The 26,860-nt window shown below is 35.5% G+C and carries 27 protein-coding genes; 5 read left to right on the forward strand and 22 right to left on the reverse strand.

The window, feature by feature from the left end; all coding sequences use genetic code 11:
- The first annotated feature begins 6 nt into the window (after positions 1 to 6).
- Together A6J68_RS00405 and yaaA are read left to right on the forward strand one after the other, a co-directional pair.
- Positions 7 to 867, forward strand: a complete 861-nt coding sequence (locus A6J68_RS00405; protein WP_001146815.1) for a VOC family protein — start codon at positions 7 to 9, stop codon at positions 865 to 867.
- Between the two features lie 42 nt (positions 868 to 909).
- Positions 910 to 1,641: a peroxide stress protein YaaA gene (gene yaaA / locus A6J68_RS00410; protein WP_000590611.1), complete on the forward strand. Its 732-nt coding sequence runs from the start codon at positions 910 to 912 to the stop codon at positions 1,639 to 1,641.
- Between the two features lie 356 nt (positions 1,642 to 1,997).
- Here the strand turns inward: yaaA and nrdG are convergent, their stop codons facing one another.
- The 17 genes from nrdG to mutL all read right to left on the reverse strand — a co-directional run bounded on the left by nrdG (position 1,998) and on the right by mutL (position 17,248).
- On the reverse strand, positions 1,998 to 2,615 hold the full coding sequence (gene nrdG, locus A6J68_RS00415) for an anaerobic ribonucleoside-triphosphate reductase activating protein (protein ID WP_001287940.1): 618 nt from the start codon (positions 2,613 to 2,615) through the stop codon (positions 1,998 to 2,000).
- A gap of 72 nt (positions 2,616 to 2,687) precedes the next feature.
- Entirely contained in the window at positions 2,688 to 3,179 is a 492-nt protein-coding gene (locus tag A6J68_RS00420; protein WP_000776873.1) for a GNAT family N-acetyltransferase, read from the reverse strand.
- A gap of 8 nt (positions 3,180 to 3,187) precedes the next feature.
- Positions 3,188 to 4,120 (reverse strand): Gfo/Idh/MocA family protein, encoded by a 933-nt coding sequence (locus A6J68_RS00425; RefSeq protein ID WP_000939688.1) that lies wholly within the window; start codon positions 4,118 to 4,120, stop codon positions 3,188 to 3,190.
- Positions 4,121 to 4,132: 12 nt separating this feature from the next.
- The gene (locus A6J68_RS00430; RefSeq protein WP_000521645.1) at positions 4,133 to 4,276 is read right to left on the reverse strand and encodes a hypothetical protein; all 144 of its coding nucleotides are present in this window, start codon (positions 4,274 to 4,276) and stop codon (positions 4,133 to 4,135) included.
- A 74-nt stretch (positions 4,277 to 4,350) separates the two neighbouring features.
- A complete protein-coding gene (gene nrdD / locus A6J68_RS00435) occupies positions 4,351 to 6,549 on the reverse strand; it encodes an anaerobic ribonucleoside-triphosphate reductase (protein WP_000989504.1) in 2,199 nt (732 codons plus the stop codon).
- A 98-nt stretch (positions 6,550 to 6,647) separates the two neighbouring features.
- Positions 6,648 to 8,189, reverse strand: coding sequence for a hypothetical protein (locus tag A6J68_RS00440; protein WP_000230034.1), 1,542 nt, complete (start codon positions 8,187 to 8,189; stop codon positions 6,648 to 6,650).
- Positions 8,190 to 8,234: 45 nt separating this feature from the next.
- Positions 8,235 to 8,357 carry a hypothetical protein gene (locus tag A6J68_RS11665; RefSeq protein WP_001285712.1) on the reverse strand — a complete coding sequence of 41 codons (123 nt, stop codon included), beginning with the start codon at positions 8,355 to 8,357 and terminating at the stop codon, positions 8,235 to 8,237.
- A gap of 82 nt (positions 8,358 to 8,439) precedes the next feature.
- Positions 8,440 to 8,757, reverse strand: a complete 318-nt coding sequence (locus A6J68_RS00450; protein ID WP_000940933.1) for a DUF1292 domain-containing protein — start codon at positions 8,755 to 8,757, stop codon at positions 8,440 to 8,442.
- 25 nt (positions 8,758 to 8,782) lie between these two features.
- Positions 8,783 to 9,202 carry a Holliday junction resolvase RuvX gene (ruvX, locus tag A6J68_RS00455; RefSeq protein ID WP_001873911.1) on the reverse strand — a complete coding sequence of 140 codons (420 nt, stop codon included), beginning with the start codon at positions 9,200 to 9,202 and terminating at the stop codon, positions 8,783 to 8,785.
- A complete protein-coding gene (locus A6J68_RS00460) occupies positions 9,202 to 9,468 on the reverse strand; it encodes an IreB family regulatory phosphoprotein (RefSeq protein ID WP_000507056.1) in 267 nt (88 codons plus the stop codon). Before A6J68_RS00460 ends, ruvX begins: the two co-directional genes overlap by 1 nt.
- A gap of 201 nt (positions 9,469 to 9,669) precedes the next feature.
- Positions 9,670 to 10,068 carry a transcriptional regulator Spx gene (gene spx, locus A6J68_RS00465; protein WP_000591161.1) on the reverse strand — a complete coding sequence of 133 codons (399 nt, stop codon included), beginning with the start codon at positions 10,066 to 10,068 and terminating at the stop codon, positions 9,670 to 9,672.
- 215 nt (positions 10,069 to 10,283) lie between these two features.
- Complete coding sequence (gene recA / locus A6J68_RS00470) at positions 10,284 to 11,423, reverse strand: recombinase RecA (protein WP_001085741.1); 1,140 nt, start codon at positions 11,421 to 11,423, stop codon at positions 10,284 to 10,286.
- A gap of 73 nt (positions 11,424 to 11,496) precedes the next feature.
- Positions 11,497 to 12,756 carry a competence/damage-inducible protein A gene (locus A6J68_RS00475; RefSeq protein WP_001200982.1) on the reverse strand — a complete coding sequence of 420 codons (1,260 nt, stop codon included), beginning with the start codon at positions 12,754 to 12,756 and terminating at the stop codon, positions 11,497 to 11,499.
- Positions 12,757 to 12,844: 88 nt separating this feature from the next.
- A complete protein-coding gene (locus A6J68_RS00480) occupies positions 12,845 to 13,396 on the reverse strand; it encodes a DNA-3-methyladenine glycosylase I (RefSeq protein WP_000817340.1) in 552 nt (183 codons plus the stop codon).
- Positions 13,397 to 13,418: 22 nt separating this feature from the next.
- Entirely contained in the window at positions 13,419 to 14,009 is a 591-nt protein-coding gene (gene ruvA / locus A6J68_RS00485; RefSeq protein WP_000272489.1) for a Holliday junction branch migration protein RuvA, read from the reverse strand.
- A 1-nt stretch (position 14,010) separates the two neighbouring features.
- Positions 14,011 to 15,243, reverse strand: a complete 1,233-nt coding sequence (locus A6J68_RS00490; RefSeq protein WP_000657474.1) for an MDR family MFS transporter — start codon at positions 15,241 to 15,243, stop codon at positions 14,011 to 14,013.
- A 31-nt stretch (positions 15,244 to 15,274) separates the two neighbouring features.
- On the reverse strand, positions 15,275 to 17,248 hold the full coding sequence (gene mutL / locus A6J68_RS00495) for a DNA mismatch repair endonuclease MutL (protein WP_000034615.1): 1,974 nt from the start codon (positions 17,246 to 17,248) through the stop codon (positions 15,275 to 15,277).
- 225 nt (positions 17,249 to 17,473) lie between these two features.
- Here mutL and A6J68_RS00505 point away from each other — a divergent pair, with 225 nt between their 5' ends.
- On the forward strand, positions 17,474 to 17,677 hold the full coding sequence (locus tag A6J68_RS00505) for a cold-shock protein (RefSeq protein ID WP_000191849.1): 204 nt from the start codon (positions 17,474 to 17,476) through the stop codon (positions 17,675 to 17,677).
- A gap of 56 nt (positions 17,678 to 17,733) precedes the next feature.
- On the opposite strand, the gene mutS is transcribed toward A6J68_RS00505, so the two are convergent.
- Together mutS and argR are read right to left on the reverse strand one after the other, a co-directional pair.
- Positions 17,734 to 20,310, reverse strand: coding sequence for a DNA mismatch repair protein MutS (gene mutS, locus A6J68_RS00510; RefSeq protein WP_105253152.1), 2,577 nt, complete (start codon positions 20,308 to 20,310; stop codon positions 17,734 to 17,736).
- Positions 20,311 to 20,366: 56 nt separating this feature from the next.
- A complete protein-coding gene (argR, locus tag A6J68_RS00515; RefSeq protein ID WP_001033152.1) occupies positions 20,367 to 20,804 on the reverse strand; it encodes an arginine repressor in 438 nt (145 codons plus the stop codon).
- A gap of 221 nt (positions 20,805 to 21,025) precedes the next feature.
- Between argR and argS the strand changes: the two genes are divergently transcribed.
- Both argS and A6J68_RS00525 read left to right on the forward strand, forming a co-directional pair.
- Positions 21,026 to 22,717, forward strand: a complete 1,692-nt coding sequence (argS, locus tag A6J68_RS00520; RefSeq protein ID WP_000379872.1) for an arginine--tRNA ligase — start codon at positions 21,026 to 21,028, stop codon at positions 22,715 to 22,717.
- 87 nt (positions 22,718 to 22,804) lie between these two features.
- Positions 22,805 to 23,113 carry a bacteriocin immunity protein gene (locus A6J68_RS00525; protein WP_001138859.1) on the forward strand — a complete coding sequence of 103 codons (309 nt, stop codon included), beginning with the start codon at positions 22,805 to 22,807 and terminating at the stop codon, positions 23,111 to 23,113.
- A gap of 26 nt (positions 23,114 to 23,139) precedes the next feature.
- Here A6J68_RS00525 and A6J68_RS00530 read toward each other — a convergent pair whose 3' ends face one another.
- The 3 genes from A6J68_RS00530 to aspS all read right to left on the reverse strand — a co-directional run bounded on the left by A6J68_RS00530 (position 23,140) and on the right by aspS (position 26,805).
- Entirely contained in the window at positions 23,140 to 24,012 is an 873-nt protein-coding gene (locus tag A6J68_RS00530; RefSeq protein ID WP_000915474.1) for a YitT family protein, read from the reverse strand.
- Between the two features lie 107 nt (positions 24,013 to 24,119).
- Positions 24,120 to 25,064 carry a YitT family protein gene (locus A6J68_RS00535; RefSeq protein WP_000857770.1) on the reverse strand — a complete coding sequence of 315 codons (945 nt, stop codon included), beginning with the start codon at positions 25,062 to 25,064 and terminating at the stop codon, positions 24,120 to 24,122.
- A complete protein-coding gene (gene aspS / locus A6J68_RS00540) occupies positions 25,054 to 26,805 on the reverse strand; it encodes an aspartate--tRNA ligase (RefSeq protein ID WP_000830928.1) in 1,752 nt (583 codons plus the stop codon). Before aspS ends, A6J68_RS00535 begins: the two co-directional genes overlap by 11 nt.
- Between the last annotated feature and the right edge of the window lie 55 nt (positions 26,806 to 26,860).

Consider the following 26,860-nt stretch of genomic DNA (forward strand, 5'->3'; position numbering starts at 1 on the left):
TTAACTATGCCGTATCCATACAAAGCCAATCATTCCATTGAATCAATCACCTTAAAAGTAAATGACCTCGAAAACCTCGTAAACTTCTATAGCGATATCATTGGGTTAACTGTTATTGACAAATCAAGCACTAGAGCCTTACTAGGGGTAAATCAAAAAATCCCTCTTATTATCCTTGAAAAAACTGAACTTGAAAAGCATAGTACCTATGGCCTTTATCACACTGCTATTTTAGTACCAGATGAATACCATCTCAGTCTAGCTCTAAATCATTTATTATCTCAGCATATCCCTCTAGAAGGTGGAGCTGACCATGGCTATAGCAATGCTATCTATCTAAGTGATCCTGAAGGTAATGGAATTGAAATTTATAATGATAAGGATATCTCTATGTGGGATATCAGAGAGAGTGGACAAATTATTGGTATTACTGAAAGACTAGATATTGACAATTTACTTGACAGCCTTGTCAACGTTCCTAATAACTATAAGCTTTCTGAAAAAACTCGTATTGGTCATATTCATTTGAGTGTTAAAGATGCTAAGATTAGCTCAAAACTCTATCAAAATGTTTTTGGCCTTGATGAGAAATTTGCAATCCCGACAGCTAGTTGGATTGCATCCGGTAACTACCATCATCATCTAGCCTTTAATAATTGGGCTGGTCCAAATCTTTCTAAAAACCAAGAAAATAGACCCGGAATTTCCTTATTGACAATTGCTTACAATGATGACAACCTTTTTAGAGATAGCTTAAAAAAAGCGCAACTTTACCAACTGACTTTCCTTGAAAAACAAGATCATTATTATATTATTGAAGATTTTGATGGCATCCGAATTAAAGTTGTTCTAAAACCAGAGAATTAACCATCACTTGACTTTTGACTCTTCATTTTACATAATGTCAATATGATAAAAATTTTGATCCCAACTGCAAAAGAAATGAAAGTGTGTCAAAACATTGCAAGGCCTAAACTGAGTGCACAAACGCAAATTATAATTGATTATTTTTCTACTTTAACTGTTTCAGACTTAGAGGATATCTACAGAATTAATACAAGTGCAGCTCGTTGTGAGGCTCAAAGATGGCAAGATTTTAAATGTAAACAACTTACTCTGAATCCTGCTATTAAGTTATTCAACGGTCTTATGTACCGCAATATCAAAAGGCACAACTTATCCACAAGTGAAGCACAATTTATGGAAAATTCTGTTTTTATTACTAGTGCTCTTTATGGCATCATTCCTGCTATGACACTAATATCCCCTCATCGTTTAGATTTTAACACTAAAATCAAAATCAACAATAACTCTCTTAAAGTTTTTTGGCGTGAAAATTACGATACTTTTATGCAGTCAGATGACATTATGGTTTCTTTGCTTTCTAATGAATTTAAAACCGTCTTTTCTCCTAAAGAGCGTCAAAAACTAATACATCTTAACTTTATTGAAGATCGAGATGGCCAATTAAAAACCCACTCTACCATATCAAAAAAAGCAAGAGGAAAGTGTTTAACTTCTATGATGGAAAATAATTGCCAAACTCTAGAACACTTAAAGCAATTACGCTTTGATGGCTTCTGTTATGATAATGAACTCTCAGACTCTAAGCAATTAACTTTTGTTAAAAAACAGACTTAAGTAACTATTTATCCACAATTTATTCACACAAAAAGCAAGAGATAATCGTATCTCTTGCTTTTTGACAAACTTGTAAGGTCTAAAAACCTCTCTATATCAAGGTTTCAAATAATATTAACAAAAAATAATTGTTATCAACAACTTGTGGATAACTATGGGGATAGACAGAGGATAATCTGTTTATATAAAGTTGATTACTTAACAGTAATGTCATTGTATATACCTTTAGATTTCAAAAATACTTGTTAAATTAACAATAATAAACGTCAACATCTTGTCACAGACTGTCAAATACTTATAAACAAGCTGTGGATAAACATAACTTTCAATTTCTATTTAAAAGTTAATTTTTGACACTAAAGTAAATAATCTCGTTTGACTTGTTCATAACTATTGTCACCATCGTTTAATCCTTCCCAAATCACGACTTCACCTTCTTTTAAAGATTTTTGTACATCAATGATTCTTTGATTTGAAGATCCTCTAAATTGTAGCATTAAATTTCGCTTACTTTGATCAAACCTACCATCCACTAAAATATCAATCAAAGATAACATCTCCAATTTATCTTGAGTCTCCAGCATCATTTCTTCCCAAGTATACCCCGTCCATGACCAAATATCTTTTTCTGGCAATTCACGTCGGATACGCTGAAGAAGTGGCAGCAAAATACCTGTATTTAAGAACGGCTCTCCACCTAATAACGTTAAACCTTGGACGTAAGGTTGTGCCAAATCTTTCATAATTTGATCTTCAAGCTCTTTTGTATAAGGGATTCCGGCTCGAAAGGACCATGTAGCAGTATTATAACACCCTTTACAGTGGAACATACATCCAGCTACGTAGAGTGAATTTCTAACACCTTCACCATCTACAAAATTAAAAGCTTTATAATCAATGATATGGCCATGACTTAATTCTTCGCTTTTCCACTCCCCAGGCTTTGGAGTATTCCAACTTGCTTCTTCTGACATTTCTAACCTCTCTATTGATATGAAAAGAACCAGAACTAACTGGTCTTTTTATTATTATCTTAAAGTACTATCTTAGGTTATCCAATAACGCTCTGTCTGATGACGACAATCTTCTAAAATACCACCGTTAGCTAATATTACTGACTTGCTGGCATCATTGTCTACATGGCATGTCACAAGTATTTCATTGATATTTTTTAGATGTGCTTGCTCAATTCCTAGCTTCAACTGTTCTTTAGCATAACCTTTACCACGCTGGCGAGGTCGTATGGAATAACCAATATGTCCACCTTTTTCTAAAAGAGTATCATTTAGTCTTAAACGTAAATTTAAGAAACCTATAGCATTATTGTCATTGTCAAAAGACACAAACTGAATATATGGAACAAAATTATCAGGAACACCTATCCCTAACTCCATATTTAGGTTATGATCTAGCCAGTCTTCAAAATGCGTAGTTGGTTCATAAAAACCACCATCCATTGAACTACTTTCTTTTTGAAACTCTTTATACATGGCTAAAATTTCTTCTTTATCTTCTAACACTGGGCGCCGTAATTTCATATTGTTTCCTATTCCATTATCTTCAAGTTAAGCATTCCAAAAGGAGCATTCGCTTTATTAATCTGGTCACAAATAAAATGACTCAATAAACTAGACTTTGGTGATATAGGATTGACACCTGTAGTGATAGCTTGAATAAAAGCATCAATCATTGGTTCAAAACCACGTTTCTCTAGAGTGCTTGCCCAAGAACCAAAACCGATAGCACGACGGTCAAAGCCATCAATAACAGAAAGATTTGACAAATCATCTAATGAATAGGTTACTTCTGGCGACTCTATTTCAATTATTTCTCGACGAGACCCCGACTGCAGGTTCATGCTTGCTTCTATTATCTCACTGTCTGTTTCTAGCGTTACTGATACTTGTAATATCTTATTCCCATCACGTTTAGTCACAAAGTATCCTCTTTTAACAACATTATTTGTCAAAAATAGCGCCGTATCTAAAGGATGGATAAACATATCAAAAAGCTTATATTGAAAATCCGCTGGTGCATTGACAGCATTTTTAAAGGTGCGAATATGGTTTTTATCTTCTACTTTTTTCATTTCCATAATACGTGGTGCAAAGCGACGATTAAAACCTGCCATTAAAAATGTTTTATGATCCTTCGCCAAATCATACAATGCTTTAGTTGAAGTATAATCTTCTGTCAAAGGCTTATCCATAAAAACTGGAATACCCTTTTTTAAAAAAAGCTTTGCTATATCAAAGTGAGCACTAGTCGCGACATGAATGAAGACTCCATCCAAAGGATGCTCGGCTAGACTATCTAAACTGTCATAAGCTGTAGAAGAACCAAAAAGCATATTAACTTCTTCTAAAATCTGTTTTTGGCGTGTAAAAAGATGCCAGTGCACACCTGTCACTTGACGCATATAAGGTAGATAAGCTTTCTGTGAAATACCTCCTAAACCGACAATTCCAAGTTGCAACATAGCATCCTCCTTCTATTTTTTCTTTGCCTTTTCCAAAAATTGTTTCCTTAAATCTTTTAGACGTGATTTTTGATTAGCATTCTCTCCAGTAGAGTGCTTCTCATGGAACTTCTGTACTTGTGCTTGCCCTTTGTAATCTAATTGGTATTTCCCCATATCTTAATAACTCCTTCTATTTTATCTTCTTATTTTAACATATAATAGACCAGAGGTTTTAATAGAGGTTTTAATTAATTACCTTGATTTTTAATACTTGATCCGTTCATATGTTTTACACGAGCAGAGATTTCCTTATGACGACCATTAACCATCGGACGAGCCTGTGGATTACCTAAGTAACCACATGTACGTTTGACAACATCTACTGTCTTAGGGTCGCTGTTACCACAATTTGGACAAGTAAAGCCTCGATCTGTCGGTGTAAAATCCCCTTCAAATTGACATTGGTAACACTTATCAATTGGTGTATTAGTACCTAGATAACCTACCCGATCATAAGCATAGTCCCAAACTGCTTCTAAAGCTTTTGGATTCTGTTGCAAAACAGGGTATTCACAGTAGTGAATAAATCCTCCTGATGCACCCGTTTCAGGATAGATTTTCTCAAAATCTAGTTTTTCAAAAGGTGTTGGATTCTTACGCACATCATAATGGAATGAATTAGTGTAGTATTCCTTATCAGTAATATCAGTTACTATACCAAATTTTTCAGTATCTAAACGACAAAACCGGTCAGTCAAGCTCTCCGATGGTGTCGAATAAACTGAAAAATGATAATCATACTCATCAGACCAATCTGCACATAACTGCTTCATCTTACGAACGATGTCTACAGTAAATGCTTTAGCTTGATGATTATCTTCCCAGTCACCACCATAAAAAACACTCGCCACCTCATATAAACCAATATAACCAAGAGACACCGTTGCACGGCGGTGATTAAAGAGTCGATCAACATTCTCATATTTTCCTAAACGTTCTCCAAATGCTCCATACTGGTAAAGAATGGGCGCATTTGCTGGGATAGCCTCTTTGACACGTTCCACACGATAAACCAAGGCATCTCTAGCAATACTCATACGTTCATTAAATATCTCCCAGAATTTATCCATATCACCGTTAGACTCCATGGCAACACGCGGTAGATTAACTGTTACAACTCCAAGATTCATACGACCAGATGTTACATCCTGACCATTTGCATCTCGCCACCCTTGTAGGAAGGAACGACAGCCCATAGGGGCTTTAAAAGAGCCCGTTAAGTCAATAATTTTATCATAAGAAAGGACATCTGGATACATCCGTTTTGTCGCACACTCTAATGCTAATTGTTTAATATCATAATTGGGGCTATTTTCTTCTAAATTAAGACCTTTTTTAAGCGTAAAAATTAATTTTGGAAAAATAGCAGTACGATGCTCGCTTCCTAAACCTTGAATCCGAATTTTCAAAATCGCTTTTTGAATTTCTCGTTCAAACCAATTAGTTCCCAATCCAAAACCAAGCGAAGTAAATGGCGTTTGCCCATTTGAAGTAAATAAAGTATTAATCTCATACTCCAAAGATTGCATGGCATCATATATATCTTTTTGTGTTTTAGCGCGCGCATAGTCCTCTTGTTTATCTTCAATAACCCATTCTTTTGCATCTTTTAAATGTTTTTGATAATTTAACTGTGCATAAGGAGCTAAAAACTCATCAATGCGATCTGCTGTACAGCCACCATATTGACTTGAAGCAACGTTCGCAATAATCTGTGAAATCTGAGCAGTCGCTGTCTGAATAGATTTTGGACTCTCAACTTCTGCATTACCAATCTTAAAACCATTTGCAAGCATTCCCTTAAAATCGATTAAACAGCAATTTGTCATGGGAGTGTATGGGCTGTAATCTAAATCATGGTAATGGATATCACCCTTTTGATGTGCATTTGCTACATGAGAAGGTAACATTTTCAGACCAATTGATTTCCCTACAATACCTGCTGTTAAATCACGTTGGGTATTAAACACATCAGAGTCTTTATTAGCATTCTCATTAACAACAGTTTGATCTTTATTAATTAATTTTCCAATAGAAAAATTGATATCTGTAGCCTGTGAACGCTCAAAATCGCGTTGGGTACGATAATTGATATATTCTTGTGCAATAGCGTACTCATTAGCTTCCAATAATTTATGTTCAACGATATTTTGTATTTCATATATCTTGATGTTATCTTTAAAACGATTGTAGATCTCAGCGATGACATGATCTGCAATCATCTCAAGTTTAGCCTCAACTAAAGGAGACATTTTGATAACTTTATTACTAGCTTTTAATAGAGCCGTGTAGATTTTATACTTATCAAAGCTGACCAAACGCCCGTCACGTTTAATCACTTTGATATCAGATTCTGTCATAAATCGTTCTCTTTCCAATACCATCATGTGAAATATCCTCCAGTGACAATTATAGCATGCAAAGAAAAAAAATCAATATATTGTGTCAAGTTTTTTGCTCAGACACAATATATTGATTTTTTAATCTATTTGAAACGATATAGAACAAAATGAGTGATATTTGATAGAGGAACTTCTTGGTAGTGCTTCTTAATATCAGATTTCAGTTCATTTGGTAACTTCTCATTTTTATTTAAGATAAAGTATTTAGCCCCATGCTGAAGCAGCTCGTCCTTCAAAATTTTCTCATTATTTTTTTGCGCTGTATTAATATGTGGCAAAACAAATTGCGAAGCAGATTTTAACCGAGTCTGGCTATAAATGCTAGCAACTTTGTCCCAAACATAAATCTTACCATCTCTATCAATTTTTGTAGTCAAATAATGTGAAATGTCACGCCTTTCTTTACTAAGAGTAACATTTTGATAAGTATTATAAACAAGTAACCCTATCAATAAGGAAACTAGTAAGAGGGGCAAATAATATGTTTTCTTTACAAAAAGGTCTACGATAAGAGATTTACCAGAGAAATACTGACGTCTATGTGAACGCCTGTCAATCACTTTTTGGTAAAGAATAGTAATTTTATTACTCGTTAGCAAAAGACCAAATGGTAAAGCAGGTAAAAAGTGGTAAAGGTTAAAATCTCTTGAAAAAATGGCCATTATAGCGTAAATAATAAAAATACAGGCAATAAAGTTCAAGCCGATTTGATAAGATGCTTTTTTACGATTTTGAATAAAATCCCATAGTCCAAAGAGGCAACCTGACCCTAGAAGGACAACAATTTGAATTGCTAAACTAAGAAGGAATGAGTGGTTTGTCCTAGCGAAATACGTAAAGGGGTAAAAAATAGCTTTGTCAATATAAGAAGAGATAATCTGTAGATTAAACATAAAGTAACCAACAGTATAAGCAATTAAAATCATACCAAAAACAACGCATAAAAACTGATAGAACCCTCGTAGTGACTGCTTTTGCTTAATATTGGTTGCTGTTAAGAGAACAAAAGAGCAAAGCCAAAAAATCAGTGTTTGGGGATCTATAAATAGTGAGAATGCTGCTAAAATACCATAAAATATAAATGCTTCATCAACGATATTATCGACACAAAATTTAATTAAAAACCATAGCGAAATGAGCATAAAAGGTAATGCCCACTGTATTGGGTACATACCACCGAATCCTAAGACAATATTCATTATATAGAAAATCAACGTCATGCCTATCGAGACAATTTCACTTTGTGCCACATAATAAACTAATTTATAAAAATAAATTCCAGATACATAGTAAGCAATAAACTGTACAATAAATAACCAGATACTAGACCCTAAAAGGTAACTTAGAGCAATCGTTACATAGTATAAAAATCCTCCTGTAGCAAAAACATCACTATAAGGGATCTGTCCTTTGGTCATCATCAAACCTGTATAGAGATTCTGAGTCTGCAAACCATTTGCAAAATAAGTCAATAAAGGATTTGCAATTGCTAAGAGAGTTGACAAAACACTATATAGTAAAATTGAAAATCGACTAGATTTCTTCATTCTGATAGCCGTTCGTTTACTCATTGATGGGCTATTTTTATAGCTCACTCCAATTGGTTTTTCTAGGTTTTCTACCACTATTTTTCTCCTCATATTTACATACTACCAGTATATCAGAAAACCTTATTTAGTCAATTTAGCCAACACTTGACCGTAACGAATAATATCCCTAAAGTAGTGGTATCTTCTAGACATATATTGTTTGAGAAATTCTTGTTCTTCTAATGTTAGCTGAGTATCTGACATTAACATCACCTCCTTTTACTACATCATCACTATTATTATTCGAAAAAAAAAACGACTGAACAATTGCTCAATCGCTTCAATATTATTCTTCATCTAGAAAGCTGTTGAAAACTTCCTCAATCATGTCCCATTCTGCATCTGAATCTTCTGGTATAGGCTGAAGGTCTCCTTCAGTTCCATCAGCATTTTCTGTAAATGAGTAAGCTTGAATCTCAATTTCACCTTGTTCGTCTTCTTCTGCACCTGCAGGAACGAGGAGAACATAGTTTTTGCCAAACTCTTCACGTCCATCAATAGTTAGTAGGATTTCAAAAAGTGTTTCGTTCCCATTCTCATCTACAAGAGTGATTACTTCATGTTGATGTTCATGGTTATGACCGTGGTTATGATTATGTGCCATTGTTTCTCCTTTTTATGCCGAATGCTTAAAACATGCGGTCTAAATAATTTTGTAAGATTAGTTGAGCTGCTAATTTATCGATAACTTTCTTACGCTTACCACGACTAATATCAGCTTGCTCAACTAGCATACGCTCTGCTTGAACAGTCGTTAGACGTTCATCTTGATATTCAACTGGAAGATTGAATAATTCAGTGATTTTATCGCCATATACCTGACTAGCCTCTACACGAGGACCACTTGTATTATTCATATTTTTAGGTAGACCAACTACAAATTTATCAACTTTGTACTCTTTTACTAACTCTGCTAAGCGGTCAAAACCAAAATTTCCAGATTCTTCATCGATCTTAATGATTTCAAGACCTTGTGCAGTGAAACCGAGTGGATCACTAATTGCAACGCCAACAGTTTTCGAGCCGACGTCAAGTCCCATTATTCTCATTACAAATCTATTCCATTTCCTTGTAAATAATAACGAACGAGCTCTTCTACAATCTCATCACGTTCATATTTACGAATTTGATTGCGAGCATCATTGTAACGAGGTACATAAGCAGGGTCCCCACTCAATACGTAACCAACAATTTGATTGATGGGATTGTAACCTTTTTCTTCTAATGAACGATAAACAGCTGTTAATGTTTCACTAATTTCTACTTTGTTACTATCATCTAATCTAAAACGAACAGTTTCATCTGTAAATCCCATACCTACACCTTCTTTCCTTTAATTCTTTCACTTATTATAACTTAAATAAAGTATTTGTACAAGAAATTGATAAACACTATATTAGAAAATCAAAAAGGGAGCACAAGAAACCAAGAGGTGATTCTTTGATTTCTTTACTCCCTACCTTATAGGTGATTTTTACAGGTTATCATGTGACTCTCACTTATGCTTATCTAAAGCTCAAAGTGCTGCACGAAGACGAGCTTCTGCATTTTCAACGTTACGAATAGAGCGAGGTAGAAAAGCACGAATATCATCTTCCTTATAACCTACTTGAAGACGTTTGTCATCAATTAGAATTGGACTCTTTAAAATACGTGGATTTTCTTGAATAAGATCAATAACTTCATTTACACTCAACTCCTCAATATTACAATTGAGCGCCTTAGCATAACGATTTTTAGAAGAAACGATACTTTCAATACCACTTTCAGTTTTTGTTAATATTTCTAAAATTTCATCACGTGTTAGTGATTCTTTACCTAGGTTTTGTTCTTTATATGGAAGTTGATGAGCATTTAGCCAAGTTTTTGCTTTTTTACAACTTGTGCAACTTGAAATAGTATAAATCTTAATCATGTGCCTTCTCACTTTCTATCCCATGATAGTTATAGTTTAACATAGTCACAAAAATCAAACATGGGACTTAAGACCTATTTTTTATCAATTTACTAATAAAAATAAATAGATTTTAGGGATTTTTAAGCTTATTTTTAGTATAAAAATAAGTTCCAACCACTGTCAGAACTTATTTTAGTTACATTTATTCAAGTTCAAGATGTATAGTTGCTATTTTATTCCTCAATTTCAATAGCATTGTCCAAATCTAAAACAAGATCATCAGCTTCATTTTTTTCTTCAACGAGCTCAGACTGAACTGGCGAATCATCTTCAGTCATTCCAAAGTGCACGCGCACTTTATGGTCAATTTCATCAAAAATTGCTGGATTATCTGCTAAATATTTTTTGGCATTTTCAGAACCTTGTCCAATTTTCTCACCATTATATGAGTACCATGCACCTGCTTTTTGGATAATATCCAAATCACTAGCAATTTTAATTAACTCACCCGTGCGAGAAATACCTTCACCATACATAATTTCGACAAAAGCTTCACGGAATGGTGGAGCAACTTTATTTTTAACAACTTTGATTTTTGTCTCTTTACCAACATTATGATCTTTATGCTCACCAGTCCCCTTGATTTGAGTATTACCACGAACATCTAGACGAACCGATGAATAAAATTTCAAAGCACGACCACCAGGTGTTGTTTCAGGGTTACCAAACATAACGCCTACTTTTTCCCTTAGCTGGTTGATAAAAATTGCGATTGTCTTTGTCTTGTTAATGGATGCTGACAATTTACGCATTGCTTGACTCATCATACGAGCTTGCAAACCAACGTGGCTGTCACCAATATCACCATCAATCTCAGCACGAGGAACAAGGGCTGCAACTGAATCGACAACAACTAAATCAACTGCGCCTGAATCAATCAATTTACCTGCAATTTCAAGACCTTGCTCACCTGAGTCAGGTTGAGACAAGAGTAACTCATCAATATTAACTCCAAGAGCCGCAGCATAGGCTGGGTCAAGAGCGTGCTCAGCATCAATAAAGGCAGCAATCCCACCTTCCTTTTGGGCTTGAGCTACGGCATGAAGGGCAACCGTTGTTTTACCAGATGACTCTGGTCCATAAATTTCGACGATACGTCCTTTAGGATATCCACCTGCTCCTAAAGCGATATCTAAAGCAAGAGAACCTGAACTCATTACTTGAACCTTTTGTTCAGCTCGCTCACCTAAGCGCATCACTGCGCCCTTACCAAAATCTTTTTCAATATTTTTCAAAGCATCATCTAAGGCTTTTCGACGTTCATCACCGAATTTCTTAGTAATTTCTTCTGCTTTTTTCGTTTTTTTAGCCAATGTCTTCTCCTTATATTTCTATGAATCTAGGTTGATTCAAATTTAGAAATCGTTCTACTAATTATAACAAATATTATATCTTTAATAAAGCCCTACGCACCAGGTCAAAAGCATGTAAAGTACTGATATGACGGACATCTGAGCGGCTCTTCCCTCCAATCGATACTTTAATAGAAGAAACGCCTTCAGGGGTTGCAATCCCAATAAAAACTGTACCTGCAGGGTATCCTTCCAACTCATCAGGACCAGCAACTCCCGTTAAACCGATACCAAAATCTGCTTTTAAAAGCTGGCGAGCTTGCTGAGCCATTGCCTCAGCTGTAAAATGACTGACAACTCCATATTCTTGCAATTTTTTCTTAGGGATGCCGAGAAGTTGTGATTTTGCTTCCATACTATAGGTCGTAAAGCCACCATTAAAAACTTGCGAAGCACCAGAAAATTCTGCTAACTGAGATTGAAATAACCCTGCTGTTAAGCTCTCTGCGGCAGTAATCGTTTTATTTTGTACTTTCAATAATTCTAAAACAGTACGTGCCATACTATTATTATCACCATAGCCATATAATAAATCTTTTAATTTACGGTTATCTAATGTCTTAAGAGCAAGTATTTCTTTTTCTAAGCTATCTAATTTAAAGTCGGCTTCATTCTGATTTTCAGCTTTCGTTGATAACCTTAAAGTTACCTCACCAATCTTTGCATATGGTGCTATAGTTGGATCTGTCTGATTCTTAATTATGTCTTCTAAGATTGTGACTAACTGACTCTCACCGATACCAAAGAATCTCAATACACGTGAATATAATTTTGTGCCATTATTTGACAAAATAGGTACCACCTGCTCCATAACCATTGGCTTTAATTCACTAGGCGGACCTGGTAAAACCATATATTGGACTCCCTTAGATGTAACGATACCACCAACAGCTAGACCAGTAAGGTTTTGTAGAGGTATTGAGCCTTCAACCAATTGAGCTTGTCGTTCATTATTTGGCGTTCTAGCAAACTGAGGACGACTTGCAAAAAAACGATCCAATTTTTGACTAGCTAATAAATCCACTGTTAATGATTTACCTAAAAATTTAGCCAAAGTTTGTTTCGTTAAATCATCCTCTGTAGGTCCAAGTCCACCACATAGGATAACCATTTGACTGCGCTGACTAGCTATATCTAAAAGCGATAATAAACGTTCCTCATTATCTCCTACAGCTGTCTGGAAATAAATATCAATTCCCAATTCTGCCATTTTCTCCGACAAAAATTGTGCGTTTGTATTAACGATCTGTCCTGTTAAAATTTCTGTTCCTACAGCGATAATTTCAGCCCTCACAACTTCACCCTCTTATCTATTCGAAATAATGACTACATTTTAGCAAAAAAAGTAGCAGAAGTGCTACTTAAAATATATCACATTGATATTACTTGAAATCACATATATTTTCATGGTCATTAACCATACCCGCGGCCTGAATAAAAGAATAGAGGCAAGTTGGACCAACAAATTTAAAACCGCGTTTTTTTAAATCCTTAGATAAGCGTTCGGATAAGGTAGTACTTGCAGGCACATCGTTGTAGTTGTTAACTGAGTTAACCTGTACTTTATTATCTACAAAAGACCAAATGGAGCGATCAAAACTTCCGAATTCTTTCTGAATTAATATAATTGACCTAGCATTTTGTCGTGTTGAGAAAAGTTTTAGACGATGACGAATAACCCTAGGATTTTGTAAGATTATCTCTAAATCCGCATCTGACATTGCAGCTACCTTTTCAATATTATAGTGATGAAAAACTTGTCTGAACTCCTGGCGTTTATTTAATACTGTTTCCCAAGATAAACCCGATTGATAAGTTTCTAAACATAGTAACTCAAAGAGTACATGATCGTCATGAACAGCTCTCCCCCACTCTTTATCATGGTAAGCTACATATAATGGATTATCTAAATTCACCCAAGAACATCGTTTCATGTGAAACCTCATTACTTCTAAATTATTTCATCAACATCTTCAAACTAGATTTGATGTATTGCTCCACAGTATCGTTCGTACCTTCAAAAAAGGCTTTTACTTTTTTCAATTCAGTCGCCTTATACCCCAACGCTAACAAAGCTTCCATAGCTTCTTCAAGATTGCTATTCTGCTCAGAGCTAACCTTACGACTAGTCGCACTCTCACCAGAAGCTTCTACAAACTTCCCTGACAAATCAAGGATCATCTGTTGTGCTGTTTTTTTTCCTATCTTTGGAAATTTAGTCAAATACTTAATATCACTATTATCAATGGCACTTACGAGACCTTCATTGTCATCGACTGCAATAATTGCTAAAGCGGTCGTTGGACCAATTCCTGATACTGAAATTAAATTAAGAAAAATTTCTTTTTCATTTTCCGTATGAAAACCAAATAAAAGATGTGCATCATCGCGAATGACTTGATGTAAGTAGATGGTAACTTCTTGATTAACGTAACCTGAAAAAGAGTAGGGATTTGCCACATATATCACGTATCCCAATCCAGCTGTTTCCACAACAATAAATTTAGCCGTTATTTTACTCAATTTTCCTTTAATATAATCGTACATTCTATTTTCCTATCTCAATATTTTTCATTTTGGTAGCGTATAAGATTAAAACCAGACCTGCTAACATAAAAATGGTCAATGTTATTTGAACACCTATTTTTCCTGTAAAATAGCTGAGCGAAACCATGGCACCTGCTAATACACTTGCAACAGGTTGTGCGATAGCTAAAAATCCAGAATATGATCCAATTTTTCCCTCCACCATCATCTCCGCCCTTAGAACCTGACTAGCTGGAACATAAATCATTTCGCCAAAGGTGAAAAACGTCATGGCAATCAAAATAGCTCCAAAAGTGTTTAGAGAAATATTAAAAAGCATTCCAAAACCACAAATCAAGCTTCCTAATATTAGTTGACGTTTCAAAGGCCAATTCTCTATGAATTTATTTATAGTTGTCATTAGTAAGACAATTAATAGAGTGTTCGTAAAGACTGCTAAACTAAGCATTTTAGCACCTGTGATTGTATGTCCTAACACAGACACTACTTCAAAATTTTGCTTAAGATTGACCGAGAAATAATTATCAACCTGGAGCCAGACAACACTGGAACCAATTGCTCCTAAAGTATAAACAACAAACGCTTTATCCACTAAAACCTGACTATAATTTTTAAAAGTTCCTAAAACTCCCTTATCATGCTTGAAGGTTCCCTCCTGTGGTTTTGTCTCATCAAACTTGAAGTAGACCACCAAACAACAAATCGCTGAAATAATAAGAAGAACTATTAATAATTCAAAAAAATGGTGATCATAGAAAATCCCAGCAATCCCAGAACCTAGCATTACAGCGATGTTAACCAACCAATAACCTATAGTGTAAACAAAGCGACGATTCTGTTCGTTCGTCAAATCAATGGTCATAGCTTCATAGGCAGGGGAATAAAATTGGTGAGCTATTTCAATGATAAGGATACCTACAAAGGTCAAGTGTGGCGTAATATGATTTGGAACATTTGCAGCTATAGTTATAGCCCAACCAATGGTTGCCAGCAGTGAACCTACAATCACAACTTTTTTCCTCCCTATAGCATCTGACAAATGGCCTCCATATAAGGTCGCTACAAACCCTGATAGTTGAGTTATGATGATCAAAATTCCTGTAACTAGATTTCCAAAATATTGAACATAATACATTGCCATAAAAGGAAAAATAGCTGAACCAACCGTAATGGAAATAAAACGCAATAATTCTCTTAACTGTAGCTGTTTTGGCAAAGCAAAAAACTCTTTCACTTTTTCTCCCTTCTTCCCTAACAAGTAATTATCAATATTTTCCTAAATCCCTGAGGCTTGTATGATTTTCTTGGATTCGTTTAAACATTTTCTCCATATCAGCTTTTGTAAAATTAACTAAAACAGGTCTTCCATGAGGGCAATTATAAGGATTTTTACATTGCGCTAACTGATCTAATAAATGACGTGCTGAGTAATCGTCTAGCGTATGGTTTGCTTTAATAGATCGCTTGCAAGACATCATAATAGCCAACTCTGCGCGATATTTTTTCACTGATACTTCATTAGTGAGCAACAACATATCACACATTTCATAAACGCCAGACTCTACCTCTTCTTCTTTCATCCAAATTGGATGTTCCCTTAAAATGAAAGTATTATTACCATACGGTTCCAAGAAAATACCAACATCTTGTAATAATGACATTTTTTCTTGTAATTGAAGAAAATCTGAACTTGAAAATTCAAATAGAAATGGTACTAACAATTGTTGAAGACTATTATCAACCTCACCTATCTTTTCACGGTAATACTCGTATTTTACACGCTCTTGAGCTGCATGTTGATCAATAATATACAACCCACCATTCCCTTGAGCAAATAAGTAGGTCCCATGCATTTGACCAAAAAATTCGAGCTCTGGAAAAGTCGAACTTTCTTCCGAATCTAATTTTTCAACAAGTTTGTTAAGTGACTGTTTACTACTAAGGTAGTCCTGAGAATGAATGAAGTTCTCACTATCAGCTTGATCTCTACTAGCATACTTTATATTAGGAGACTGCGTTGCTCCTTGATTAACAGAGTTTTTTACATCATTGTCAACTGAACCGTCACTTTTGTCAAGGTTTGTAAAGTTAGCAATAGGTTCAGATACAGTATCTGCATCTATAAAAAAGTCATTTTTAGTCCTATCGTAATACAAACCAGACTGTTTTAGTGAGAAGCTTGTTTGTATAGGCTTATCTACACTTCGGGTACTAGTTTTCGCTAAATTCTCTAAAGCATCCGGAATCAAATCATATTGTTTCAGACTCTCAGAAATTGCTGAGCTTATTAAACTCATTAATTCTCGTTCCTTAGAAATTCTCACCTCTTGCTTAGTCGGATGAACGTTGACATCTGCTAGATAAGGATCTATCTGAATATCAATGACAGCAATTGGAAATCTTCCAACCATCAACTTTGAACCATAACCATCTAGAATTGAGCGGTTTAAAAGAAAATTTTTAATGTAACGACCGTTAATTAATAGGGTAATATAGTTTCGGTTAGCTCGTGTCAATTCAGGCAAACTTACATAACCCGAAATTTCAAAATCTAAATCTGCATTTGAAATCTCAATCATTTTTTTTGCAGTATTTAAACCATAAATACCTGCAATCGCCTGTCTCAAATCGCCAGTCCCACTAGTTTTAGTCATTTCTTTACCATCATTTATCAGTGTAAAAGCAACTTCCGGATGCGCTAGACTGAGTCTATTAACAATATCAATAATATGAGCTAGTTCAGACTGTAAACTCTTCATGTATTTCAATCTGGCAGGCGTATTAAAGAATAAATTTTCAACTAAAATTTTTGTTCCACGAGGACTTGAAACAACTTCCTGTTTTTCAATGTTTCCCCCTTTAGCAACAAGTAACGTCCCTTGTTTCCCTTGCTCTGTAGCTGTTTTTATTGTCATTAAACTAATCGAAGCGATTGATGGTAGAGCTTCACCACGAAAACCTAAGGTCCGAATACGAAAAAGGTCACTCTGGCTTTTGATTTTGGATGTAGCGTGACGTCGTAAACTGAGAACGGCATCCTCACTAGTCATCCCTTCACCGTTATCCGTTATTTGAATCTTTTTAAGACCAGATTCTTCAACCTCTATGGTAATTTGGCTACTTCCTGCATCTATGGCATTTTCAACTAATTCTTTAACGACGCTACTAGGCCTTTCAACAACCTCACCAGCAGCAATCTGGTTAGCTAATATATCCGGTAATTCAATAATTTTAGACAAGTTCATCCCTCCTTTTTTTATGATTTTTTGTAACTTTTTTTGTGATATCTTAGCCATTATACCATATTCAAAATATTAATTTGACAATAACACAATTTTTAGTTGACATCACTCCTATTACCTGTTAGACTTAGGGAGCGTAATAAGTTTTGAAGTTGTATTTTTGTTTAACATTTTTACCTTTTTTATTTTTTACAGTAACATTTTTAGAAAGGTAATAAACAAATGACACAAGGTACAGTGAAATGGTTTAACTCAGAAAAAGGTTTTGGCTTTATTTCTAGCGAAACTGGAACAGACGTCTTCGCTCATTTTTCAGAGATTAAAGTTGATGGCTTCAAAACTCTTGAAGAAGGACAAAAAGTAACATTTGATATTCAAGATGGTCAACGTGGACCACAAGCAACAAATATCAATCTTGTTAAATAATTAAAAAAGAGCCTAAATGAATTATTTAGTCTCTTTTTTGTTGCCTAAAGGCTATTTTATAATAATTTCTTTAAATCAAATATAGCATTCATAGCTTGCATTGGAGTTAGATTCATTATATCTATCGCTTCTAACTCCTCAATAACCCTACCTGCATTTGAATGTTCTTCAAAAAGCGATAATTGTCCTTGTTGCTTCCCAGGATCTAGTTCCTCATTTAAGTCAGCAGTAACAGCTTCTTGGGGGGCTGATACGATCAACTGTACTGCATCAGCTTCCAACTGTGATAAAATATCAGTTGCCCTATCCAATAAGTCAATTGGTAAACCAGCTATTTTTGCGACGTGTATCCCATAAGACTTGTCCGCAGGTCCAGGTTCAATTTTATGTAAGAAGGTAACTTCTCCATCTCTCTCTAAAGTAGCCACGTGTACATTGACAAGCCTTGTCAATTGTTCAGATAAATCTGTCAACTCATGGTAATGAGTTGCAAACATTGTTTTTGCCCTAACACGGTCATGAATATATTCTATAATCGATTGAGCTAATGCCATACCATCATAAGTGGCTGTCCCTCGACCTAATTCATCAAAAAGAATCAAAGATTTATCACTGGCTCGTTTTACAGCTTGATTCGCTTCCATCATTTCTACCATAAAGGTTGATTGCCCAGAAATTAAGTCATCAGCAGCACCAATCCTAGTAAATATTGCATCAAATACAGGCAAATCAACTTCGTCTGCCGATACAAAACCTCCCATTTGTGCCATAATAACTGTCAGAGCTAACTGGCGCATATAGGTCGACTTACCACTCATATTTGGTCCTGTAATCAACTGGATATCTGTCTGACTATCAAAATAGATACTATTGGGAATATATTCTTGCACTCCCATCACTTTTTCAACGGTTGCATGACGCCCATTCTTAATCTTAATCTGATGTTCATCATTAAATTTGGGACGAACATAGTGATGATTTTCTGCAACTACTGCCAAACTCTGTAGAACATCAACGGTTGCAATAGTCTTTGCTAACTCTTGAAGACGTTTAATATAAGATTCTACTTGAGCACGAACACGCATAAAAATATCATATTCTAAATTTGAAGATTGCTCGCGAGCTTCGAGCATTTCACCTTCAATTTTGGCTAGTTCTGCTGTTCCATAGCGTTCAGAATTTTTTAATGTCGCTTTACGGAAAAAATGCTCCGGTACTAGTGATAAATTGGAATTGGTCACATGGAAGTAATAGCCGTCTTTTTTATTATAATCAATTTTAAGGGTACCGATACCACTTGCTGCTCTTTCCTTAGCTTCAATATCAGCAATCCAACCTGTACCTTCACGCATCACTGTTCGATAATTATCCAATTGCTTATCAAATCCAGACTTGATAATGTTTCCCTCAGTGATAGTAGCCTGTGCTTCTGGGGCTATCGCCGTATTAATTAAACTTTCTAATTCAGGCATAGTGTCAATTTTGTTGACAATGATGTCAAGCTCAGGTTGATTGAAGGACTGTAAAATCATTTTAATCCGAGGAATTTGTGATAAGGTCTGTCCGAGTTGCAATAGATCTTTAGGGTTGGCTTTTCCGAAAGATACTCGACTTGCTAGGCGTTCAATATCATATACACCCTTTAAACTTTCTGTGAGATCGTTTCTCTCAAAAAAATAATCAAGAAACACTTGAATAATATCTTGACGTTCCTTGATTCGATTCATACTTACCAAAGGCCTGTCAATCCAAGTTCTCAGCATTCGAGTTCCCATCGCTGTTTTAGTCTCATCTAACAACCAGTAAAGACTTCCGTGCTTCTTGCTTGTTCTAGCATTCTCCAGTAAATCTAGACTATTTTTCGTTGCATATGACATTTGTAAATAGTCCTTTATTTCATAATGAACTACTTTCTGTAAATGACTAAGTTCACGCTTTTGTGTTCTATGCACATATTGTAAAAGTTTTTCCGCAGCAGATATTTCCAAATCAGTTAACTGCTCATCAATCAAATGAATATCATTAAGTCGTTCGTCTTCGTATGATAAAAGCAAGTTCATCTGCTTCGTCAGTAGGTGATTTTTTTCGTCCGTCAATTGATATCCTACTACAATCTCACGAGCTTTTAAATTTAGTATTTCACTACGGACGGACTCAAAATCTGTTAAAAGGGTTGCCTGAAACTCTCCAGTTGAGACATCCATATATGCTAGACCAAGTGTTTGTTGATCTTGCGAATCAATCGCTACTAAGAAATTATTAGCACTATCCGGCTTCGTTGACTCCACAACCGTTCCTGGGGTAACAACTTGCACTACCTCACGCTTGACCACTCCCACAGCTTTTTTAGGATCTTCCATCTGCTCAGCAATGGCTACTTTGTAACCTAATTCAACTAAAACGTCAATATACTGTTGAGCTGAGTGATAGGGAACTCCTGCCATTGGGATTGGCTTTTCTGCGTTCTTATTTCGACTAGTCAAGCTAATTTCCAGGATTTGTGCTGCTTTTACCGCATCATCATAAAATAATTCATAAAAATCACCCATTCTAAAAAGCAAAAAAGCATCTGGATAATTCTCTTTTATATCCAGATACTGTTGCATTCCCGGTGATATCGTTGGCTTGGCCATTTCTCACTCCTAACTAACGGGGCTGGCTGCCATGCTCAGCTCCTCAATCATTATATTTATAAACCTACTGATAGTTCTTTTTCAAAAACTTTGGCAATATCTTCATTTTGACAAATCACCAACAAGGTGTCTGCTCCTGCCATTGTTCCTAAAATCTCTGGCAGCCCTTTCTCATCAATAAAGTTTGCTAAAACGCTAGCCTCCCCTAAATTAGTATTTAAAACTAACATAAAACTTGCTCGCGATACTTTCAAAATATAGGAGCGTAAGGCTGGGCTAAATCGATTTGAAGTAGCTGTTGATAAACTATAATATAGCTTACCTTCTGGGCTACGCAATTTTAAAAGACCAATCTCACGCAAGTCTCTTGATAGAGTCGCTTGCGTGACATCGATTCCTTCATTTTTTAAATGTAATTTAATTTCTTCTTGTGTGCCAATCTGCCCTGATTGGATTAAACGTTTAATACGTTTTTGGCGTTCTATTTTATTCATGTTATTCAATCCTTTTTAGTTAGAATTATGCTTACCAAATTATATCAAAAAAAATTGTCTTTTTCACTTAGTAGTGATATCGTAATCATTCTGTAAAAAAGCTATAAAGTAGGCTAGTTCTTTACAGAATGCATTATGAATTTAATCAACAAGTTCTCGTCTATTTTTCATAATTATGTTAAAATAGGGTGACTATATTACTAATTAAAATAGGAGATACCATGGATACAAAACATCTAATTGCGAGTGAAATTCAAAAAGTTGTTCCATATATGGAACAATCGGCCATTCTTTCTTTATTAGAAACCCCAAAAAATTCGAGCATGGGAGATTTAGCTTTCCCAGCATTCTCTTTGGCTAAAACTCTACGCAAAGCACCTCAAATAATTGCTAGTGACATTGCTGAACAAATTAAAAGCGACCAATTTGAAAAGGTGGAAGCTGTTGGATCTTACGTTAACTTTTTCCTTGATAAAGCCGCAATCTCAAGTCAAGTTTTAAAACAAGTCTTATCTGATGGTTCTGCCTATGCTACTCAAAATATTGGTGAAGGACGAAATGTTGCCATTGATATGTCTAGTCCAAATATTGCTAAGCCATTCTCAATTGGACACCTTCGTTCAACAGTTATTGGTGATAGTTTAGCTAATATTTTTGATAAAATTGGCTATCATCCTGTTAAAATTAATCACCTTGGCGACTGGGGTAAACAATTTGGAATGTTAATCGTTGCCTATAAAAAATGGGGCAATGAAGAGGCTGTCCGTGCTCATCCCATTGATGAACTTTTAAAACTTTATGTCCGTATTAATGCTGAAGCCGAGATAGACCCTAGCGTTGATGAAGAGGCACGTGAGTGGTTTCGTAAACTTGAGGCTAACGATCCTGAAGCAACTGAATTATGGCAATGGTTCCGTGACGAGTCATTATTAGAATTCAACCGTCTTTACGATAAAATGAATGTTACATTTGATAGCTATAACGGCGAGGCATTCTACAACGACAAAATGGATGAAGTGCTTGAACTGCTAGAATCTAAAAACCTCCTAGTCGAATCTAAAGGTGCACAAGTTGTTAACCTAGAAAAATACGGTATTGAACATCCTGCCCTCATTAAAAAATCCGATGGAGCAACTCTCTACATTACACGTGACTTAGCTGCTGCACTTTACCGTAAACGTACCTACGATTTTGCAAAATCAATCTACGTTGTAGGAAACGAACAGTCTGCACACTTTAAACAACTAAAAGCTGTTCTTAAAGAAATGGACTACGATTGGTCCGATGATATGACTCATGTTCCTTTTGGCCTTGTAACAAAAGGAGGAGCAAAATTATCAACTCGTAAAGGAAATGTAATTCTCCTTGAACCTACTGTTGCAGAAGCTATTAATCGTGCGGCATCTCAGATTGAAGCTAAAAACCCTAACCTAGCAGATAAAGATAAAGTTGCTCAAGCAGTTGGTGTAGGTGCTATTAAATTTTACGATTTGAAAACTGATCGTACAAATGGTTATGACTTTGACTTAGAAGCAATGGTATCATTTGAAGGTGAAACTGGGCCATATGTACAATATGCACATGCTCGTATTCAATCAATCTTACGTAAAGCTAACTTTAACCCATCTAATAGCGATAATTACAGTCTCAACGATGTTGAAAGCTGGGAAATCATCAAACTCATCCAAGATTTTCCTCGTATTATTGTGCGTGCAGCAGATAATTTTGAGCCCTCTATTATTGCAAAATTCGCTATCAATTTAGCTCAGTGCTTCAATAAATATTACGCCCACACACGTATTTTAGATGAAGATGCTGAAATCAGTAGTCGTCTAGCACTTTGCTATGCAACTGCTACAGTATTAAAAGAATCTCTTCGCCTCCTAGGAGTTGATGCTCCGAATGAAATGTAAGAAATGACATTACTAAGACTGTCAAATTTATGACAGTCTTAATTTTTTATATTATAATAATAGCACAATAAGTTACAGGAGAATGCCATGCCATCAGAAAAAGAAATATTAGATGCTCTTAGTAAAGTTTATAGCGAAGAAGTAATACAAGCAGATGATTATTTTCGTCAAGCTATTTTCGAGCTCGCTAGTCAACTTGAAAAAGAGGGGATGAACTCACTCCTAGCTACAAAAATTGACTCACTTATCAATCAATACGTCTTAACACATCAATTTGATGCTCCTAAAAGCATATTTGATCTTAGTCGCTTGGTAAAAACAAAAGCTAGCCATTACAAGGGAACTGCTATCTCAGCTATTATGCTTGGTAGTTTCTTAAGTGGAGGACCAAAATAAAAATACAGGCCAGACAGCCTGTATTTTTATTTATCGTAATTTCTTCGTCGAATTTTAAAATCTGAGCTAATAACTTCATCTACATTTATAACAGAAATAAAAGCATCTGGGTCTAAATCAGCCATGATTTCTTTCACATCACGCACTTCACTTGGGTTAAGAGCTACGTACAAGACATCATGCTCTCTACCTGAGTAGGCACCTTGGCCCCGTAAAAAAGTTACACCCCTATTAATTTCATGCAAAATGGTTGCTGCTGCAGATTCTGATTCTTTGGTAATAATGATCATTCCACGAACAGTGTAGCCCCCATTTTCAACATTTGTTAACACTTGACTAAATACAAAGCTAGCTACTAACGTATATAGCATCTGTTGTAAATTAATATAAACAAGTGAAGACGTTAGAACTATAGCATCAATAAACAATAAGGTTTGCCCTAATTTTATTCCAGATTTTTCCTCTACAATACGACCAATAATATCTGCACCACCTGTAGTTGCACCATATCTAAATACTAAACCACTACCAGTTCCTGCTAAAATTCCAGCAGCTACTGCAACTAACATCATATCGTTTTTCAAAGGGACTGTTACAGGGATTTGTTGCCAAAACCACATGAAAAAAGACATTAACACTGTACCATATATAGTTAATAATAAGGATTTTTTCCCTAAAATCCTAGCCCCTAATATAAATAACGGGATATTAAGGAGAAGTGATGAAAGTGCTGGATTAACTCCGAAAAGTGCATGGATAATCAAAGTGACACCGGAAATACCTCCTTCAGCCAAATGATTAGCCATATTAAATTTGACAAAGCCGAAAGTATAGAGAGCCACACCAAAGGCAATTAAAATAGCTTCTTTTATCTTTGTTTTTAAATCCAGTTTCAACATAGGCTTAATCCTTCCTTATTCAAAAAAGCTAAAGTTGTTTAAACAACTTAGCTTAATAACATCATAATGTTTCCTTAGTGGCGGTTGACCAAAAGTCATATATACAGTTAATCATCATCAACGAATCGTCCAATAATATGAACATTTTCTGCAACGGAAACAAAGGCTTTTGGATCTGCTTTTAGCATTAAATATTTAAAATCACTAAATTCTTCACGTGTTAATATAGTTATTAAAACTGCTTTTTTCTCATGATTATAAGTACCTTCAGCATCATTGATACAGGTTACACCACGATGTAAATCACGATGGATACGTTTAATGACGCAATCAGGCTTACTGGTAACAATCATCGCTTGCATCTTTTTTTGCTTTGTAAAAATGGCATCTGTAACTCTACTTGATACAAAAATTGTCACCATCGAGTACAAAGCGTACTTCCAACCAAATAAAAGACCTGCAAATAATAAAATAATACCATTAATAATAAAAGAAATACTACCTACATCTCTGCCTGTTTTCTTTCTAATTGTCAAACTGATAATATCTGTTCCCCCACTAGAAATTCTAGATTTAAAGCTAAAACCAACACCAGCTCCCATAATTAAGCCACCAAAGATAGCATTGATTAAGGGATCAGTTGTAAGGGTGATTTGAGGCATTAGTTGAATGAAGATAGAGCTTACAGTTACTGTGATAAACGTAAAAATAGTAAATTTATGTCCAATCTTACGCCAAGATAATATCAGCAAAGGGATATTAATGGCATAAAAAGCTAAAGCAACTGGTATTTCAAAAGAAAACCAGTGTTTACTGACAGCTGAAATAACCTGAGCTAAACCAGTTGCTCCACTTGAATAAACATGTCCAGGTTGAAAAAAGAAATTAACAGCAACACTGGATAGAATACCATACAGTAATGAAGCCGAAATTTTCTCTGCATATTTTTCTCGTGAGATACTTTTTAAAGTGTGTAAGAGACCAAATTTTTTAGCCCATACACTGATAATATATTTTACCTTTTTTTCTAAAGGGGTTCGTCTAGTTTTCATAACTTTCTACAGTAAGTGATAATTCTTCTAATTGTTGTTCTGAAACGAGACTAGGAGCTTGAGTCATTGGATCACTAGCCTTATTGTTTTTAGGGAATGCAATAACTTCTCGAATATTGTCCTTGCCTGCTAACAACATAACAAAGCGGTCAAGGCCTATTGCCAATCCACCATGTGGTGGGAAGCCGTAATCCATAGCTTCAAGTAAGAAACCAAACTGTTCCTGAGCTGATTCAGCGCTAAATCCTAAAGCCTTGAACATACGCTCTTGTGTATCTTTTTGGTTAATACGTAGGCTACCACCGCCTAACTCATATCCATTCAAAACAATATCATAGGCAACTGCACGTACTTTAGCCAAATCCCCTTCCAACTCATGCGCTGTCTCCGCTGTTGGCAAGGTGAATGGATGATGAGCCGACATATATCGTCCCTCTTCTTCTGACCACTCAAACATTGGCCAATCAACAACCCATAGGAAATTAAATTTAGAATAATCAATGAGTTCAAGTTCTTTTGCAATGCGTGTACGAAGCGCTCCTAAAGTCTCGTTAGCTACTTCAAGACTATCTGCTACAAATAGAATTAAGTCATTATTCTCTAGCTGCAAAGCTTCTGTCAACCTACCTTCAATAGCTGTCAAGAACTTAGCAACCGGACCTGAAATAGTATTATCTACATATTTTAGCCATGCTAAACCTTTGGCACCGTATTGTTTTGCAATTTCTGTTAATTTATCAATATTTTTTCGAGAGTACTTGTCCGCCTTGTCTTTGACAACAATCGCTTTAACTACTGAAGCTTCTGAGAACACCTTGAAGTCAACTTCTTTTACAATTTCTGTCAAGTCTTGTAAAAGCATATCAAACCTTGTATCAGGCTTATCAGACCCGTAGTTATTCATTGCATCATCATATGCCATCCTTGGGAATGGTAAAGAAACCTCTAAACCTTTAGTGTCTTTCATTACTTTAGCAATCATACCCTCAACAATGTCTTGAATTTCTTGATCACTAAGGAATGATGTCTCTAAGTCAACTTGTGTAAACTCAGGTTGACGATCTCCACGTAAATCCTCATCACGAAAACATTTGACAATTTGATAATAACGATCAAATCCTGCATTCATCAATAGCTGTTTTGTAATTTGAGGGCTTTGTGGAAGGGCATAAAAATGTCCTTGGTTGACACGTGATGGAACCAAATAGTCTCGTGCCCCCTCTGGAGTTGATTTTGTTAGCATCGGAGTTTCGACATCAATAAACTCTAAGTTGTCAAGGTAATTACGGATTGAGTGTGTTACTTTCGCACGTAATTTGAAATTTTCAAGCATTTCCGGACGACGAAGATCCAAGTAACGGTAACGCATGCGTGTATCATCATTTGCCTCAATACCATCTTTAATTTCAAATGGTGTTGTTTTCGAGGTATTAAGAACCGATAATTCTTGCACTTTTAATTCAACTTCTCCTGTTGGTAAATTATCATTAGCTTGTTCTCGTGCTGTCACTACACCGCTAACCTCTATAACAAATTCACTACGGAGACTTTCTGCGGTTGCCATAACTGAGGCTGCTACTTCTTCAGGATTAATAACTAATTGCATGATTCCCTCGCGATCGCGAAGATCAATAAAAATAAGGCCTCCAAGGTCACGACGACGACCAACCCATCCTTTTAAAGTAATCGATGTTCCTATGTGCTCACTACGAACACGCCCAGCATACATACTACGTTTCATCTATTTTCTCCATTTAAAATATTCATTCCAACCTATTATAACAAAAAGCACCTAA

The sequence above is a fragment of the Streptococcus sp. 'group B' genome (assembly GCF_002073795.1).
GTDB classification, from domain to species: Bacteria; Bacillota; Bacilli; order Lactobacillales; family Streptococcaceae; genus Streptococcus; species Streptococcus agalactiae.

Excerpts from the sequence above, each read along its gene's own strand:
- yaaA (WP_000590611.1), top strand. The coding sequence starts at position 910 with ATGATAAAAATTTTGATCCCAACTGCAAAAGAAATGAAAGTGTGTCAA.
- nrdG (WP_001287940.1), bottom strand. The coding sequence starts at position 2,615 with ATGTCAGAAGAAGCAAGTTGGAATACTCCAAAGCCTGGGGAGTGGAAA.
- A6J68_RS00525 (WP_001138859.1), top strand. The coding sequence starts at position 22,805 with ATGCCATCAGAAAAAGAAATATTAGATGCTCTTAGTAAAGTTTATAGC.
- A6J68_RS00450 (WP_000940933.1), bottom strand. The coding sequence starts at position 8,757 with ATGGCACATAATCATAACCACGGTCATAACCATGAACATCAACATGAA.
- ruvX (WP_001873911.1), bottom strand. The coding sequence starts at position 9,202 with ATGAGAATAATGGGACTTGACGTCGGCTCGAAAACTGTTGGCGTTGCA.
- A6J68_RS00430 (WP_000521645.1), bottom strand. The coding sequence starts at position 4,276 with ATGGGGAAATACCAATTAGATTACAAAGGGCAAGCACAAGTACAGAAG.
- A6J68_RS00460 (WP_000507056.1), bottom strand. The coding sequence starts at position 9,468 with ATGGGATTTACAGATGAAACTGTTCGTTTTAGATTAGATGATAGTAAC.
- A6J68_RS00505 (WP_000191849.1), top strand. The coding sequence starts at position 17,474 with ATGACACAAGGTACAGTGAAATGGTTTAACTCAGAAAAAGGTTTTGGC.
- A6J68_RS00420 (WP_000776873.1), bottom strand. The coding sequence starts at position 3,179 with ATGAAATTACGGCGCCCAGTGTTAGAAGATAAAGAAGAAATTTTAGCC.
- A6J68_RS00425 (WP_000939688.1), bottom strand. The coding sequence starts at position 4,120 with ATGTTGCAACTTGGAATTGTCGGTTTAGGAGGTATTTCACAGAAAGCT.
- A6J68_RS00405 (WP_001146815.1), top strand. The coding sequence starts at position 7 with ATGCCGTATCCATACAAAGCCAATCATTCCATTGAATCAATCACCTTA.
- aspS (WP_000830928.1), bottom strand. The coding sequence starts at position 26,805 with ATGAAACGTAGTATGTATGCTGGGCGTGTTCGTAGTGAGCACATAGGA.
- spx (WP_000591161.1), bottom strand. The coding sequence starts at position 10,068 with ATGATTAAGATTTATACTATTTCAAGTTGCACAAGTTGTAAAAAAGCA.
- argS (WP_000379872.1), top strand. The coding sequence starts at position 21,026 with ATGGATACAAAACATCTAATTGCGAGTGAAATTCAAAAAGTTGTTCCA.
- mutS (WP_105253152.1), bottom strand. The coding sequence starts at position 20,310 with ATGGCCAAGCCAACGATATCACCGGGAATGCAACAGTATCTGGATATA.
- argR (WP_001033152.1), bottom strand. The coding sequence starts at position 20,804 with ATGAATAAAATAGAACGCCAAAAACGTATTAAACGTTTAATCCAATCA.
- A6J68_RS00480 (WP_000817340.1), bottom strand. The coding sequence starts at position 13,396 with ATGAAACGATGTTCTTGGGTGAATTTAGATAATCCATTATATGTAGCT.
- nrdD (WP_000989504.1), bottom strand. The coding sequence starts at position 6,549 with ATGATGGTATTGGAAAGAGAACGATTTATGACAGAATCTGATATCAAA.
- A6J68_RS00535 (WP_000857770.1), bottom strand. The coding sequence starts at position 25,064 with ATGAAAACTAGACGAACCCCTTTAGAAAAAAAGGTAAAATATATTATC.
- A6J68_RS11665 (WP_001285712.1), bottom strand. The coding sequence starts at position 8,357 with ATGTCAGATACTCAGCTAACATTAGAAGAACAAGAATTTCTCAAACAA.
- A6J68_RS00530 (WP_000915474.1), bottom strand. The coding sequence starts at position 24,012 with ATGTTGAAACTGGATTTAAAAACAAAGATAAAAGAAGCTATTTTAATT.
- ruvA (WP_000272489.1), bottom strand. The coding sequence starts at position 14,009 with ATGTACGATTATATTAAAGGAAAATTGAGTAAAATAACGGCTAAATTT.